17 protein-coding genes, 1 tRNA gene and 1 pseudogene are annotated in these 14360 nt (G+C 62.8%); 13 read left to right on the top strand and 6 right to left on the bottom strand.

Translation table 11 applies throughout. The features are described from left to right. The first annotated feature begins 169 nt into the window (after positions 1 to 169). Both GVL52_RS23940 and GVL52_RS23935 read left to right on the top strand, forming a co-directional pair. Positions 170 to 1150, top strand: a complete 981-nt coding sequence (locus tag GVL52_RS23940) for an aldo/keto reductase (protein WP_160011717.1) — start codon at positions 170 to 172, stop codon at positions 1148 to 1150. 94 nt (positions 1151 to 1244) lie between these two features. Continuing rightward, positions 1245 to 2048, top strand: a complete 804-nt coding sequence (locus tag GVL52_RS23935) for a class I SAM-dependent methyltransferase (protein ID WP_160011715.1) — start codon at positions 1245 to 1247, stop codon at positions 2046 to 2048. Here the strand turns inward: GVL52_RS23935 and GVL52_RS23930 are convergent. Further along, positions 2045 to 2620 (bottom strand): TetR/AcrR family transcriptional regulator, encoded by a 576-nt coding sequence (locus GVL52_RS23930; protein WP_160011713.1) that lies wholly within the window; start codon positions 2618 to 2620, stop codon positions 2045 to 2047. The genes GVL52_RS23935 and GVL52_RS23930 overlap by 4 nt on opposite strands. A gap of 150 nt (positions 2621 to 2770) precedes the next feature. Here GVL52_RS23930 and GVL52_RS23925 point away from each other — a divergent pair, with 150 nt between their 5' ends. Together GVL52_RS23925 and GVL52_RS23920 are read left to right on the top strand one after the other, a co-directional pair. Then, positions 2771 to 4072, top strand: coding sequence for an MFS transporter (locus GVL52_RS23925; protein ID WP_160011711.1), 1302 nt, complete (start codon positions 2771 to 2773; stop codon positions 4070 to 4072). Between the two features lie 123 nt (positions 4073 to 4195). Beyond that, positions 4196 to 4280 (top strand) — tRNA-Leu (locus GVL52_RS23920). A gap of 27 nt (positions 4281 to 4307) precedes the next feature. Here GVL52_RS23920 and GVL52_RS23915 read toward each other — a convergent pair. Together GVL52_RS23915 and GVL52_RS23910 are read right to left on the bottom strand one after the other, a co-directional pair. Further along, the gene (locus tag GVL52_RS23915) at positions 4308 to 4571 is read right to left on the bottom strand and encodes a hypothetical protein (RefSeq protein ID WP_160011709.1); all 264 of its coding nucleotides are present in this window, start codon (positions 4569 to 4571) and stop codon (positions 4308 to 4310) included. Positions 4572 to 4646: 75 nt separating this feature from the next. Beyond that, positions 4647 to 4967 carry a hypothetical protein gene (locus GVL52_RS23910; protein WP_306440382.1) on the bottom strand — a complete coding sequence of 107 codons (321 nt, stop codon included), beginning with the start codon at positions 4965 to 4967 and terminating at the stop codon, positions 4647 to 4649. A 306-nt stretch (positions 4968 to 5273) separates the two neighbouring features. Between GVL52_RS23910 and GVL52_RS23905 the strand changes: the two genes are divergently transcribed. The 3 genes from GVL52_RS23905 (at position 5274) to GVL52_RS23895 (ending at position 8326) form a co-directional block, all read left to right on the top strand. Then, positions 5274 to 7022: a cation:proton antiporter gene (locus GVL52_RS23905; protein WP_160011707.1), complete on the top strand. Its 1749-nt coding sequence runs from the start codon at positions 5274 to 5276 to the stop codon at positions 7020 to 7022. A gap of 130 nt (positions 7023 to 7152) precedes the next feature. Continuing rightward, the gene (locus GVL52_RS23900) at positions 7153 to 7749 is read left to right on the top strand and encodes a YqaA family protein (protein ID WP_160011705.1); all 597 of its coding nucleotides are present in this window, start codon (positions 7153 to 7155) and stop codon (positions 7747 to 7749) included. 64 nt (positions 7750 to 7813) lie between these two features. After that, a complete protein-coding gene (locus tag GVL52_RS23895; protein WP_160011703.1) occupies positions 7814 to 8326 on the top strand; it encodes a disulfide bond formation protein B in 513 nt (170 codons plus the stop codon). 47 nt (positions 8327 to 8373) lie between these two features. Here the strand turns inward: GVL52_RS23895 and GVL52_RS23890 are convergent, their stop codons facing one another. Together GVL52_RS23890 and GVL52_RS23885 are read right to left on the bottom strand one after the other, a co-directional pair. Further along, positions 8374 to 8931: an HNH endonuclease gene (locus tag GVL52_RS23890; protein WP_160011701.1), complete on the bottom strand. Its 558-nt coding sequence runs from the start codon at positions 8929 to 8931 to the stop codon at positions 8374 to 8376. Between the two features lie 111 nt (positions 8932 to 9042). Continuing rightward, positions 9043 to 9729 carry a DNA-3-methyladenine glycosylase gene (locus GVL52_RS23885; RefSeq protein ID WP_160011699.1) on the bottom strand — a complete coding sequence of 229 codons (687 nt, stop codon included), beginning with the start codon at positions 9727 to 9729 and terminating at the stop codon, positions 9043 to 9045. Here GVL52_RS23885 and gluQRS point away from each other — a divergent pair. Further along, entirely contained in the window at positions 9728 to 10609 is an 882-nt protein-coding gene (gene gluQRS, locus GVL52_RS23880; RefSeq protein ID WP_160011697.1) for a tRNA glutamyl-Q(34) synthetase GluQRS, read from the top strand. The two genes, GVL52_RS23885 and gluQRS, sit on opposite strands and share 2 nt — an antisense overlap. Here the strand turns inward: gluQRS and GVL52_RS23875 are convergent. Beyond that, a complete protein-coding gene (locus tag GVL52_RS23875; RefSeq protein ID WP_160011695.1) occupies positions 10574 to 11503 on the bottom strand; it encodes a YihY/virulence factor BrkB family protein in 930 nt (309 codons plus the stop codon). The genes gluQRS and GVL52_RS23875 overlap by 36 nt on opposite strands. Before the next feature lie 77 nt (positions 11504 to 11580). Here GVL52_RS23875 and GVL52_RS23870 point away from each other — a divergent pair, with 77 nt between their 5' ends. The 5 genes and pseudogenes from GVL52_RS23870 to GVL52_RS23850 all read left to right on the top strand — a co-directional run. After that, the gene (locus GVL52_RS23870) at positions 11581 to 12414 is read left to right on the top strand and encodes an SDR family oxidoreductase (protein WP_160011693.1); all 834 of its coding nucleotides are present in this window, start codon (positions 11581 to 11583) and stop codon (positions 12412 to 12414) included. 15 nt (positions 12415 to 12429) lie between these two features. Next, positions 12430 to 12633: a twin transmembrane helix small protein gene (locus GVL52_RS23865; RefSeq protein WP_160011691.1), complete on the top strand. Its 204-nt coding sequence runs from the start codon at positions 12430 to 12432 to the stop codon at positions 12631 to 12633. A gap of 25 nt (positions 12634 to 12658) precedes the next feature. Then, complete coding sequence (locus tag GVL52_RS23860; RefSeq protein ID WP_160011689.1) at positions 12659 to 13237, top strand: cob(I)yrinic acid a,c-diamide adenosyltransferase; 579 nt, start codon at positions 12659 to 12661, stop codon at positions 13235 to 13237. A gap of 37 nt (positions 13238 to 13274) precedes the next feature. Continuing rightward, positions 13275 to 14060, top strand: a complete 786-nt coding sequence (locus tag GVL52_RS23855) for a rhomboid family intramembrane serine protease (RefSeq protein WP_160011687.1) — start codon at positions 13275 to 13277, stop codon at positions 14058 to 14060. 173 nt (positions 14061 to 14233) lie between these two features. After that, positions 14234 to 14360: pseudogene (locus tag GVL52_RS23850) on the top strand (electron transfer flavoprotein subunit beta/FixA family protein); the annotation flags it as partial.

Genomic DNA, 14360 nt, shown 5'->3' with positions numbered 1-14360 from the left:
GATGCTGCAGCAGCTAACACCTTGCGCCATGAACACGCAAGCGTGAAGGGCAATGGCCAACTTGCCGCCGCGGGACATGCGATAATTCGCCGGGACCGCTGACATTATCGCGGCTGCCGCCCTAGATTGTGAGGGCGTCTGGGTTTCATCTTCATCACGGAGCGATTTCATGGATTACGTTAAATTTGGCGGCACCGGCCTCGAGGTCTCGAAAATCTGCCTCGGCTGCATGACCTTCGGCGATCCCGACCGCGGCAACCACGCCTGGACGCAGGGCGAGGAGGCGAGCCGCCCGCTGATCCGTCAGGCGCTCGAAGCCGGCATCAATTTCCTCGACACCGCCAACACCTATTCAGACGGTTCCTCCGAAGAGATCGTCGGCCGCGCCATAAGGGATTTCTCAAGGCGCGAGGAGATCGTTCTCGCCACCAAGGTGTTCAACCGCATGCGCCCCGGCCCCAATGGCGCCGGCCTGTCGCGCAAGGCGATCTTCGACGAGATCGACAACAGCCTGCGCCGCCTCGGCACCGATTACGTCGACCTCTACCAGATCCACCGCTTTGATCCGACCACCCCGATCGAGGAAACGCTGGAGGCGCTGCATGATGTCGTCAAGGCAGGCAAGGCCCGCTATATCGGCGCCTCGTCGATGTATGCCTGGCAGTTCGCCAAGATGATCAACACCTCCAAGGCCAATGGCTGGACACCGTTTGTCAGCATGCAGGACCATCTCAACCTGCTCTACCGCGAGGAAGAGCGCGAGATGCTGCCTTTCTGCCAGGATCAGAAGATCGCTGTCATTCCCTGGAGCCCGCTGGCGCGCGGCCGCCTCACCCGCGACTGGGACGAAAAGACCGCCCGCAGCGAAACCGACGAATTCGGCAAGACGCTCTACAAGCAGGCCGAGGACGCCGACCGCGCCATCATCGGCATCGTCGGCTATCTGGCGAAGAAGCACGGCGTCTCCCGCGCCCAGATCGCCACCGCCTGGATCATGCAGAAGAGCGCCGTCACCGCCCCGATCATCGGCGCCTCCAAGCCCGGCCACATCGCCGATGCCGTCGGCGCCCTTGCCGTCAAGCTCTCGGCCGAAGATGTTGCGGCACTCGAACAGCCCTACGTCCCGCATCAGGTCGAAGGCTTCAAGTAAAGGTGATCGGAACGCCCCATCGCCGTGGCAACGACCGTCAACAACAAGTCACAGTCCGGCTCTAGCGATGGGGCGCTCCAAATAGGATATCCCGATGACCGCCATCCCCTTCGAAGCCCGTCGTTTCCGCTCGACCGCGGCCTATTACACCCGCTACCGCGTTCCCTATCCCGACCAGTTGATCGAGCGCGTCAGTGCCCGCGGCGGCCTTGCGCCCGGCGAGCGCCTGCTCGATCTCGGCTGCGGCCCCGGCCAGCTCGGCATCGCCTTCGCGCGCCTGTCTGGAGCAACCGTCACCGGCCTCGATCCCGAGCCGGAAATGCTCGACACCGCCCGCGCCGATGCGGCAGCCGCCGGCGTCGCGGTCGATTTCATCCAGGGCTCGTCCTACGATCTCGGCCAGGCCTTCGCACCGCTGAAGATGACGGTGATGGGCCGCTCCTTCCACTGGATGGACCGCCCGGCGACGCTGAAGGCGCTGGACCAGATCACCGTCCCCGACGGCTGCGTCGTCTTGTTCGGCGACCGCCATGTGTCATCGACACCGGAATGGCGCGACGTCGTCAACGGCCTCGCAGAAACCTTCGCCCCCGCCCGCAATGCCGATCGCGAGCGCCGCAAGGGCCCGGACTGGACACCGCACGAAGCCGTACTGCTGCAATCGCCGTTCAACGATCTCGAACGCATCGGCATCATCAGGGAGCGGCAACTGAGCATCGACGACATCGTCGGCCGCGCCTTCTCGACCTCGGTCACTTCGCCGGAAACCCTCGGCGACAAGGCCGCAGCCTTCGAAACCGAGCTGCGGGTCGCACTGGCCAGGCTCGCGCCCGACGGCCGCTTCCAGGAAATCGTCGAGATCACCGGTCTGATCGCCCGCCGCAGCGGCCGCGACTAACCATTAGCCGGCGAAAGAGCGTCGCGCGTCGTGAACAGGAAGCTGTCGGAAAGCTCGCGGCTTTCGACGGCGCGCGCCAGAATGACAGCCCCCATCATCGACGACAGCGTCGTAAAGCCCCTGGCGCGGCGTTCTTCCTCGGTCTCGCCGGGCACGATGGTCGAGAGAATATCGACCAGCATCGACAGGCCGTCATTGAAGGTGGCGCGCACCGCACCGCGGCTGCGGCTCACCTCCTGCACCAGCGCTGCGAACACACAGCTGCCGCCGGGATCATCGACGCTGCAGCGCGAGATATAGTGGTTGACAAGCGCATCCAGCGGCCGATCCGGCGCGGCCGAGATGATCTCGCTCCAGCGCACCTTGACCCGCGCGATCAGCGCCTGACTGACCTCCAGCGCCAGATCCTCCTTCGATTGGAAGTGGCCGTAAAAGCCGCCATGCGTCATCCCCGCCGCCTTCATGATCTCGGCGACGCCAACCCCGTCGAAACCGTTCTCGCGAAATAGCACGCCGGCAACCTGCAGGATCTTCTCCCGGTTTTCGGCAAACTTCTCCTTGGTGACCCGCATCCGGCTCTCCGCAATCCGTGGCTTCAACAGAGGCCAAATAGCCGCTTGACAATTTATATGACGTCCATCATCAATAATCAACAAACATGATGGCCGTCATCTAAAAATATGCTTTAGCCTTTCCGGCAACCCCCGAACGGAATAGCCCCCATGGTCTCCACTGCACTTGCCTCCACGCTGGCGCGGCGCAACATCCACTACGGATGGGTCGTTGTCGCCACCACCTTCATCACCATGCTGGTCACCGCCGGCGCCATGGGCGCGCCAGGCGTGCTGATCAAGCCGCTGCAGGACGAGTTCGGCTGGGACACCTCGCAGATCTCCTCGGCGCTTGCCGTGCGTCTCGTGCTGTTCGGCCTGATGGGACCGTTCTCGGCCGCCTTCATGAATTATTTCGGCGTCCGCAAGGTCATCGTCTTCGCCATGATCCTCATCTCCAGCGGCTTCGTCGGCTCGCTGTTCATGACCGAGATCTGGCAGCTCCTGCTGCTCTGGGGCGTCGTCGTCGGCCTCGGCACCGGCCTGACCGCCATGGTGCTCGCCGCCACCATCTCGGCCCGCTGGTTCACCAGGCATCGCGGCCTCGTCGTCGGCATGCTCTCGGCCAGTTCCGCCACCGGCCAGCTGGTGTTCCTGCCGCTGATGGCGCAGCTGACGGAGAGCTACGGCTGGCGCGCCACCGTCTTCTTCGTCTGCGGCATGATCCTGTTTGCAGCCCTCGTCGTCCTCGCCTTCATGCGCGACCGCCCCTCGGACCTCAACCTGCCCTCCTTCGGCGAAGACCGCGTCACCCCGCCGCCGCCGGCCCAGACGGGTGGCCTGCTCGCCATGCTGGCAACCCCGATCGTCGTCTTGAGAGAGGTGTCGAAGACCTCGACCTTCTGGATCCTGTTTGCCACCTTCTTCATCTGCGGCCTCAGCACCAACGGCCTGATCCAGACGCATTTCGTCACGCTCTGCGGTGATTTCGGCATCCTGCCGGTGGCAGCGGCCAGCGTTCTCGCCGTCATGGGCATTTTCGATTTCTTCGGCACCATCGGCTCCGGCTGGCTGTCCGACCGGTTCGACAATCGCTGGCTGCTGTTCTGGTATTACGGTCTGCGCGGCCTGTCGCTGCTGTTCCTGCCGTTCAGCGATTTCAGCTTCTACGGTCTGTCGATCTTCGCCGTCTTCTACGGTCTCGACTGGATCGCCACCGTGCCGCCGACGGTCAAGCTCGCCGCCGAACGCTTCGGCAAGGAAAAGGTCGGCATCGTCTTCGGCTGGATCTTCACCGGCCACCAGCTGGGCGCCGCTACTGCGGCCTATGGTGCCGGCCTGTCGCGCACCGAGCTGCAGAGCTACCTGCCCGCCTTCTTCATCGCCGGCGCTTTCTGCCTGCTGGCCTCGATCCTGGCGATCACCCTGAAAAAGGCAAGCTCCGCCACGCCTGCCGTATCCGTCGCCCACTGACCAACCCGCTTCCGGCCGCAATCTTTCGGCCGGAAGCATCATGAAATCAGCCCGCTAACCACACAGCCCGTCTTGCGCCCCCCGCCGAACGCATGCTAGACACCCGCCTCGTCGGTATCCGTTGCCCCATTGGCGGAATTGGTAGACGCGCTCGACTCAAAATCGAGTTTCGAAAGAAGTGCTGGTTCGACTCCGGCATGGGGCACCACTGAACTCAAACGACGACAGCCCAACCTCACCGCCCGGCCTTGCGCCATCCCGCAGCACGCGCATCAGCCTCCGAGCAAAACCACCGCTCGCCGTACTCCGGCCGAATGATCGTCGCGTCGTAGTCTTCCTGGCCGCGGACGTGATAGATTCTCGCAGCCGAATTGATCGAGATGTTGCCCTTGATATCGCATGCTGAGTGATAGAGCTCACGCGGAATTAGCGTATAGCCGCCCGCGCCCAGAAACGAGGCGACCGAAGACAGAACCACCAACAGCGAAAACTTGCTCATCCGAGCAGGTGTAGTCGAAACACCTGTATTTTCAGCTTTAGAAAACGCTAAAGTTGTATCAAATCGTTGATACCGTCAATGCGCCGTCGCCAGCTCCACCCGCCACGTCCGCGATTTCACCGGCAATCCCTGGATCGCGTAGCGCTGGAACGGCGACGTCGCGCTTTTGCGCACCCGCACGAAACTGCCGAAGTGCCGCTCGAGCTGCGAGCAGAGTTCCGCACGACCCGTCACGCCTTCCTGAAACAGCCGGATCAGCAGGTTGGCGGCAACGCTGCTCGAGCGCAGCTGCCGGGCGCTGTCGTCGGCGCCGGAATAGCCGGCTTCTGCGAGAATGCCGTGCAGAAAGTCGAGATCGGCGCCGGAAAGGTACGTCGTATCTACATTGGAAGACATCGCGGTCCTCCTTTCGAATAGGGGGCTAGGGTTTGGTGACCCTCAAACAGCAGCGCCCGTAACAGTGGCTGCTGAAGGAAAGAGCATGCGCCCGAAGCCGGGACAAAGCAATTGAAGAATGGCGAATAAAGCGGCATCCGTCTGCAAAGCCATGACATTGGTGAATGGCTGACCGGCGTTGTGCACCGCAAGCCCTGCATTTCAGCGCGTTGTGATATGAATTCATACATAGCACACTTTAAATCAACGGTTTAATTTCCCGCCCACATCGGTCAAAGTGCCTCCGCCAAAGGGGAAAGCGCCACCGTGCATCAGGAAGTCCCGCTCATCGCCACCATTGCCGTCAGCTTCGTCTGTGCGGCCGTGCTCGGCTATATCGCCGACCGGCTGCGGCTGCCGCCGCTGGTTGGCTATCTGATGGCCGGCATTTTCCTCGGGCCGATCACGCCGGGCTTTATCGCCGATGCGGGTCTTGCCGGCCAGTTGGCCGAAATGGGCGTCATCCTTTTGATGTTCGGCGTCGGCCTGCATTTCTCCGCGGCCGACTTGCTCGCCGTGCGCGGGGTAGCCGTGCCCGGTGCCATCGCCCAGATCGCCGTGGCAACCCTGCTCGGCTGCGGCCTTGCGGAGCTATGGGGCTGGAGCCTCGGCGCCGGCATCGTCTTCGGGCTCAGCCTTTCGGTCGCAAGCACGGTGGTTTTGCTGAAGGCGCTGGAGGAGCGAAACCTGGTCGATTCCGCCAGCGGCCGCGTCGCCGTCGGCTGGCTGATCGTCGAGGACCTGGTGATGGTTCTGGCGCTGGTGCTCTTGCCGGCGCTGGCCGAACTTCTCGGCGGCCACGCCCCGCAAAATGCAGCCCACGGCGCCGGCATGCCGCTGCCGCTGACCATTGCGCTCACCCTGATGCAGGTCGGTGCCTTTGCCGCCATGGCGATCTTCCTCGGTCCCAAGGTCGTGCCCTGGCTCTTGACCCGCGTTGCCAGAACCGGCTCGCGCGAACTGTTCACGCTGACGGTGCTGGCCATCGCGCTCGGCATCGCCTTCGGCTCGGCCGAGATCTTCGGCGTCTCCTTTGCGCTCGGCGCGTTTTTCGCCGGCGTCGTGATGAGCGAATCCAACCTCAGCCACCGGGCCGCCGCCGACTCTCTGCCGCTGCAGAACGCCTTCTCGGTACTGTTCTTCGTCTCCGTCGGCATGCTGTTCGATCCGTCGATCCTGGTGCGCCAGCCGCTCGGCGTCATCGCCGCGCTGTTGCTGATCATCGTCGGCAAGGCGATCATCTCCTTTGCCGTCGTCACCCTGCTGCGCTATCCGATCGGCATGGGGCTGACGGTGGCCGCCGGATTGGCGCAGATCGGCGAGTTCTCCTTCATCCTCGCCGGCCTCGGCGTCACGCTCGGCCTGCTGCCGACCGACGGCCAGGACATCATTCTCGCCAGCGCCATTATCTCGATCACCCTCAACCCGGTCGTCTGCGCCGGCGCAGAGGCGCTGCACAATTACGTCCTGCGCCGCTGGCCGGCCGTCAGTGCCGGCCACGGCCACGCCAACTTCGATACGCTCAACGACGCGCTCGACAAGATCCGCGCCATCACCGAGGCGCGCCAGCACCAGCATCATCTGGAGATGCAGGAACTCAGCGAAACCTTCCCGCTGTTTGCCAATGTCGACGAGAACTCGCAGGAAGAGCTGCTGCTGCTGTTCCGCCCGAAATCCGCCCTTCCCGGCGAGCGCGTGATGCGCAAGGGCGACCGTGGCGACGGCATGTATTTCCTCTCCTCCGGCGCCGTCGAGGTGCAGATCCCCGGCGAGCCGATCCGGCTGGAGCCCGGTGCCTTCTTCGGTGAAATAGCCCTTCTGTCAGGTGGCCGCCGCAATGCCGATGTCGTCGCTGTCGATTTCTGCCAGTTCTTCGTGCTCGAGCGGCGCGACTTCAACATGTTCACATCAAAGCATCCGGCGCTGCGCCAGATGGTCAGCGATCTGGCCCGCGAACGCACCGAGATGAACGTCATGCGCCAGAAGCGCGTCCAGCCCTCCGACATCGCCTCGTGAGGCTGTGGGCGCTCATGGCGCGGCGATCACGAAGATTTTTTCGCCGCACCGCCGCATGAGTGACACAGCAAGCATTTACAGGCCGATGCGAGCCCCATAAAGCTCATGCACGCAACCTGAAAGGATCGGAATGCTTCGCAGATTGTATGACTGGACCATGTCGCTCGCCGGCCGCAAATCGGCCGAAGTCTGGCTTGCCGTTATCGCCTTCGTCGAAAGCTCCGTCTTTCTGGTTCCAGCCGACGTCCTCTTCCTGCCGATGGCCTTGGCCAGGCCCGAGCGCGCCTATCGCTACGCGCTGGTCGCCACCGTCGCCTCGGTGCTTGGCGGCATCGCCGGCTGGATGCTCGGTTACTACGCCTATGATACGATTGCCCGCCCGGTGCTGGAATTCTACGGCAAGCTCGACGCCTTCGAGCAGATGCGGGTCTACATTCACGACGAGTGGGAAATCCTGCTGCTGCTCCTGGTGACATCAGGCCTGGCGCATCTGCCGCCGATCAAGATCGTTACGATCCTCGCCGGCGTCATCCACATGAACCTCGGCTTCTTCGTGATCTCGGCGATCATTGCGCGCGGCGCCCGCTTCCTGTTCCTCGCCTGGCTGCTGCGCCACTATGGCGAACCGATCCGTCATTTCATCGAGAAGCGCCTCGGCCAGATCACCGCCATCGCCGCCGCCGTGTTGATCGCGTTGGGCGTCGCCTACAAATTGCTTGCGCACTGATGCAAGCCCAATGATATCGGCCAGCTGACGTCACACGAATGCGCCAATCCCCCGGAGCTCCTGCATGACCGCCTCCTTCTCTCTCCGCCGCCCGGCCTTCCTCTATTCGATCCTGATGGCCGTCGGCATGGCAGCGGTCGTCGGCTCCGCGCTCGGCTTCCAGTATATAGGCGGCTATATCCCTTGCGAGCTCTGCCTGATGCAGCGCCAGCCCTATTATTACGGCATCCCGCTGGTCATCATCGGCGCCATCACTTCGGCGCTCGGCTTGCCGAACTGGATCGCCCGCACCTTTCTTCTGGCCGGTGGCCTGCTGATGGTCGTCGGCGCTGGCATCGGCGTCTATCACGCCGGCGTCGAATGGCACTTCTGGGCCGGCCCGACCGCCTGCTCGACCAGCGCCGGCAGCATGACCCAGGATGCCGGCAACCTGCTGACGGAGCTCAACACCATCAAGGGCCCCTCCTGCACCGAAGCGGCATTGCGCGTTCTCGGCCTGTCGATGGCCGGCTGGAATGTCATTGCAAGCATCATCCTCGCCGCCTTCGCCTTCATCGGCGTGCGCAAGTCGTCCTGATCAGGCATGGCGGCTGGATAAGGTGATCCGGTCCCGATCGGCAACGATCAGGGCTGCAGTTCGCTATCCCAGTAGAGATAATCGAGCCAGCTCTCGTGCAGATAGTTCGGCGGGAACAGCCGGCCATTGTTGTGCAGGTCCTGCACGGTCGGCTGGTACGGCTTCTGGTGCGGGAACATGCCTGCCTGCTTCGGCAGCTTGCTGCCCTTCCTGAGATTGCAGGGAGAACAGGCTGCCACGACATTCTGCCAGGTCGTCTCGCCGCCATGGGCGCGCGGAATGACATGGTCGAAGGTCAGGTCGTCGTGCTGGCCGCAATACTGGCACTCGAACCTGTCGCGCAGGAACACGTTGAAGCGCGTGAAAGCCGGATTGCGCGAAGGCTGGACGTAGGTCTTCAGGCACACGACACTTGGAAGCCGCATCGAAAAGCTCGGAGACGAGACCGAATGTTCGTATTCCGCAATGATATTCACACGGTCAAGGAAGACGGCCTTGATCGCGTCCTGCCAGGACCATAGCGACAAGGGGTAATAGCTCAGCGGCCTGTAGTCAGCGTTCAGAACGAGCGCTGGCAGGGCCTGAGGGGAAACGGCAATCGTCAAGGCACTCTCCTGATCGATTCGGCATCTGCACTCTTATATTAGGCCGCTTGTGACGGCATTGTGAAGTCCAATAAATTCAAGCAGGACAGCCACGTTGACGAGTGTTGCAGTTCAGGCCACCGGCAGCAAGCCGCGTCCGAGCTTTGCGGCATAATACGCCCAGAAAAGTCGCGCCGCCACCGATCTGAACGGTGACCAGGCCTGCGCATCAGCCGCCAGTTTTTTAGCACTTGGCCGTTCCGTGAGACCGAATGCCGCAGCCACCGCGTTCTGCAGCGCCACGTCGCCGGACGGAAACACATCGGCATGACCACCGCAGAACATCAGATAGACCTCCGCCGTCCACGGCCCGACGCCCTTCAGCGCCGTCAGCGCGGCCATCGCATCGGCCGGCGGCAGACCCGACAGTGCCGAGAGATCGAGCCTCCCTGAAGCCGCCGCCTCGGCGATCCGGGTCAGCGTCTCGGCTTTCGCCCGCGACAGGCCGAACTCCCGCCAGGCGTCCGGACGCAGCGCGGCATAGACTTCTGCCGTCAGCAGCACGTCGCCCGGCCGCATCCGCCGCCAGATCGCCTCGGCGCTTGCCCGCGACACCATCTGCGAGACGATGATATGCGCCAGGCCCTCGAACCCCGGCTCGCGCAGCCTGAGCGGCAAGGGGCCGGCATCGGCAGCAACAGAGACCAGCCGCGGATCGAGCAGCAGTAGCTGCTCCAAGCCCAATCTCACATCGTCGTCGTTGCGAATGATCTGCACGCTTCCTCGCGATCTCGTAAAATCCGTGGCAGAAGAAAGCATGATCGCGATTCCCCGTCAAAAGCCCGTCTTCCGTTTTGCCCCGAGCCCCAACGGCCCGCTGCATCTCGGCCACGCGCTGTCGGCTCTCCTCAACCGCGACATGGCCAAGGCATCGGGCGGCCGATTTCTGTTGCGCATGGAAGACATAGATCTGGCCCGCTGCACACCCGAATTCGAAGCCGGTATCGAGACCGATCTCGCATGGCTCGGTATCGATTGGGAAAAGCCGCCCCGAAGACAATCCGACCATTTCGCCGACTATCAGACCGCATTGGACAGCCTGATCGACCGCGGCCTCGCCTATCCCGCCTTTCTCACCCGTGGCGAGGTCAAGGCTCACGTCACCGCTATTGAGAACACCGGCACGCCCTGGCCGCGCGATCCGGATGGTTCGCCACATTATCCACCGACCGACCGCACCAAATCGGCAGAAGAGTGCAAGCAATTGTTGGGATCAGGACAAAAGCACGCGTGGCGGCTCGACATGGCAAAGGCGATAGCGACGGTCGAAAGCCCGCTCGCGTGGAGCGAGACCGGCGACGGTGAGCGTGGAGAGATCACAGCCGACCCCGCCGCATGGGGCGATGTCGTGCTGTCGCGTTCCGATGCGCCATCGAGCTATCATCTCTCGGTCGTCGTCGACGATGCGCTGCAGGGCATCACCCATGTGGTGCGCGGCCTTGATCTCTACCACGCAACATCGGTGCACCGATTGCTTCAGACACTGCTCGGCCTGCCGGCGCCGACCTATCACCATCACCGCCTGATCAACGACGCCGACGGCCGCAAGCTCTCGAAAAGTGCCGGCGATACCGGCCTTGCCGAACTGCGGGCCAAAGGTCTGTCAGCGACCGATATCCGCCACCTTGTCGGGCTTTGAAGCCTTGGCGCCCTGGCCGCTGGTCCCTTGGCCGCTGAGAAAATTATGGGCGAAGATCGCCCGCACCCGGAATTTCAACAGCGCCGCATTGAGCTCGGCGCCGATGATGAAGATCACGCCCACCATGTAAAGGAAGATCAGCACGATCATCACCGAGGCCAGACCGGCATAGGTGGCGGCGTAATTGGCGAAGGTCGCGAGGTAATAGGCAAAGATCAGGGCACCGGCGAACCACAGGATCAGCGTCAGAAGCACGCCCGGCACCACGTCGAACACCCGCCGCCGCCCGGCCGGCAGCCACAGATGCACCACCAGCAACCCGACAGTCAGCACGAACAGCGTACCGTAGATACGCCAGTCGAACACCACGTCGAGCGTATCGGCAAACAGCGGAAACCACTGCCGGGCATAATCCAGCGCCAGCGGCACCGCCACCAGCATGATGCTGATCGCCGCAAAGATCACCACCGCGATCAGGACGAAGCCGAGGCTGGCAAGACGGGTGAAGTACCACGGCCGCGTTTCCTGCACCCGGTAGGCGCGGTTGAGCGATATCCGCAGCGCCTCGACGCCGTTGGAGGCGAAATAGGCCGCCGCCAGCACCGAGATCGTCAGCAGCCCCCCACGCGGCACGGTCAGAACCTGCAGCACCTGATCGGCCAGCGGCTTGGCGATCGCCTCCGGCCAGGTGTCGAACACCAGATGCACGGCCGTCGATGAAAACTGGTCGGCGCCGAGGAAATTTGCCAATGCGGTTCCGAAGATCAGGAAGGGGAACACCGCCAGCAGGCTGGAGAGCGCAATATGGCTTGCCATGGCGAAGCCGTCATCTTCGAGGAAATGCCAGATCGCGTCGTAGAGCACATCATAGAAGATGCGAAATATTTTCGGCATTCCTGCTCCCGGCATTCCTCATTGTGTCGCCCGATCGAATATGGGAAACGAGTCCTAGTTTGTACAGGAATCATTCCATGTCGGATCAGCGCACTATCATCATTACCGGATGTTCGTCCGGGATCGGTGCCTATTGTGCCCGTGCGTTGAAGGCAGATGGCTGGCGCGTCTTCGCCACCGTCCGCAAGTTCGACGACCTGGCACCGCTGGAAGCCGACGGCATCGAAGCCTTCCGGATGGATTACACCAGCAGCGATTCGATCGCGGATTTCGTCCGCGATGTCACCAGGGCAGGCAACGGGCGCATCGACGCGCTGTTCAACAACGGCGCCTACGGCCAGCCGGGCGCCGTCGAGGACCTGACCACCGACGTGCTGCGCGAACAGTTCGAGACCAATTTTTTCGGCTGGCACGAACTAACCCGGCAGATCATTCCGATGATGCGCAAGCGCGGCCAGGGCCGCATTGTCCAGTGTTCGTCGATCCTCGGCGTCGTGCCCTATCGCTTCCGTGGCGCCTACACCGCCTCGAAGTTTGCGCTCGAAGGTCTCAGCATCACCATGCGCATGGAGCTCGAGGGCAGCGGCATCCATGTCAGCCTGATCGAGCCCGGCCCGATCACCTCGCGCTTCGTTGCCACCTCGCTCTTGAAGATCAACGAGCATATTGACCTCAGAGGCTCGGCGCACGCCACCGAATATCGTCGCCAGCTCGCCCGCCTCGATGGCTCCGGCGGCCCCAATCGCCACAAGCTCGGCCCTGATGCCGTCTACGACGTGCTGAAGCACGCATTGAACGCCAGGCGCCCGCGACCACATTACCCAGTGACCAGGCCGGCCAAGCAGGGCATCCTGCTGAAGAAACTGCTGCCCGCAGACCTCTTCTACCGTCTGATACGCAGGTTCGACTGAGGAGGAGGAAACCACATGTCTACTGTCGTCTACGTTCTCGCCATCATCGTCATGGGCCTGGTCGCCATCGTTCTGGTGCGCGGCCTTTTCAACATGATGAAGGGCGGCGATGCCAACCTGTCCAACAAGCTGATGCAGCTGCGCGTGCTGCTGCAGGCCCTGGCCGTTTTCCTGATCATGCTGACCCTGTGGCTGACCGGCGGCGGGCGGCCGACCTGAGAACTCGGAAGAAGAGGAACCAGAGATGGTCAAGCTCAACAAGATCTACACCAAGACTGGCGATGACGGCACCACCGCACTGGTCTCCGGCCCGCGCCGCCTGAAGGACGACCTGCGCATCGAGGCCTACGGCACCATCGACGAGGCCAACTCGGCGATTGGCATCGCAAGGCTGCACATGCAGGGCATGCCTGTTCTCGACGCCATGCTGATGATGATCCAGAACGACCTGTTCGACCTCGGCGCCGATCTCGCCACCCCCGATACTGGCGAGATACCCGAATACGAACCGCTGCGGATCATCGAGACCCAGGTGACCCGCGTCGAACACGACATCGACACGCTGAATGCCGATCTGCAGCCGCTGAAATCCTTCGTGCTGCCGGGCGGCCATTCCGCCGCCGCCCATCTGCATCTGGCTCGCACCATCACCCGCCGCGCCGAACGGCTGATGGTGACGCTCGGTCGCAGCGACGGCGAGATCGTCAGCCCGGCTGCGTTGAAATACGTCAACCGCCTGTCGGATTTCCTTTTCGTCGCCGCCCGCCACGCCAATGACCGCGGTCTGGCCGACGTGCTTTGGGTTCCCGGCAAGAACCGCTAGCCTCACCGACCACGAGCAACAGAACCGCCGGGGCTTCATGTTCATACCGCTGCACGACGCCAATACGCTGAAGCACATCAAGCTGCAGTGGGTGACCATGGGGCTGATCGCGATCAACGTCGTCGTCTGGCTGTTCACCGGCGTCATCGCCACCGAAAGCGTCGCGCAGGCAGCCTTCGTCGGCCTCGGCTATATCCCGGCCGTCGCCTTCCACTATGCTCATCTCGAGCCGGCGCTCGCCTACACGCCGGAGCCGCTGACTTACGTCACCTATTCCTTCGTCCACTCCAGCTTCTGGCACCTCGCCTCCAACATGCTGTTCCTCTGGGTGTTCGGCGACAATGTCGAGGATGCGCTGGGCCATGTCCGCTTCCTGATTTTCTATCTTCTGTGCGCCATATCAGGCGCGCTCTGCCACGGCCTTGTCGGCGTCACCTCGCAATCGCCTTTGATTGGCGCATCCGGCGCCATTGCAGGCGTCGTCGCCGCCTATCTGATGCTGCATCCGCGCGTCAAAGTCTGGGTGCTGGTGTTCATGCGCGTGCCCCTGCCTCTGCCGGCCTTCATCCCCATCATCCTCTGGATCGGCCAGCAGTTCGTCATGCTGGCGCTGGAGCCGGATGGCAGCGTCTCCTGGGGTGCCCATGTCGGCGGCATCATCGCCGGCGCCCTGCTTGTCACCGTCATGCGCCGCCGTGGCGTGCCGCTTTTCGACCGCGAGGTGATCACCCCGCGCGCCGTGCGCGACCGGGCCACGCCCAATCCCGCCATGATCAGCATCCCCGGCCAGCCGCCACGCCCACGCCTGCCCTGGGACAAGTGACGTCAACAATATTGACGTGAACGTAAAGGTAAGTTATTGCCGATTCAATTTGCCTGTCTGCGTCATGGAAGCGTTGTCTTTGGAGGAAAAACGCGTATCCATGTCGCCATTCGACAATCGGAGCAGCGCGGAAACGCGCATTTTCTTGGCGAAAGAGTTGAAGGAAGGACCCCATGAAGATTCTCGTCCCCGTCAAGCGGGTGGTTGACTACAACGTGAAGATCCGCGTCAAGCCGGATGGCACGGGTGTCGAACTCGCCAACATCAAGATGTCGATGAACCCCTTCGACGAAATCTCCG

The sequence above is a fragment of the Rhizobium sp. 18055 genome (assembly GCF_902706285.1).
Taxonomy (GTDB): Bacteria; Pseudomonadota; Alphaproteobacteria; order Rhizobiales; family Rhizobiaceae; genus Rhizobium.
This window is presented reverse-complemented; position numbering and strand designations above follow the sequence as displayed.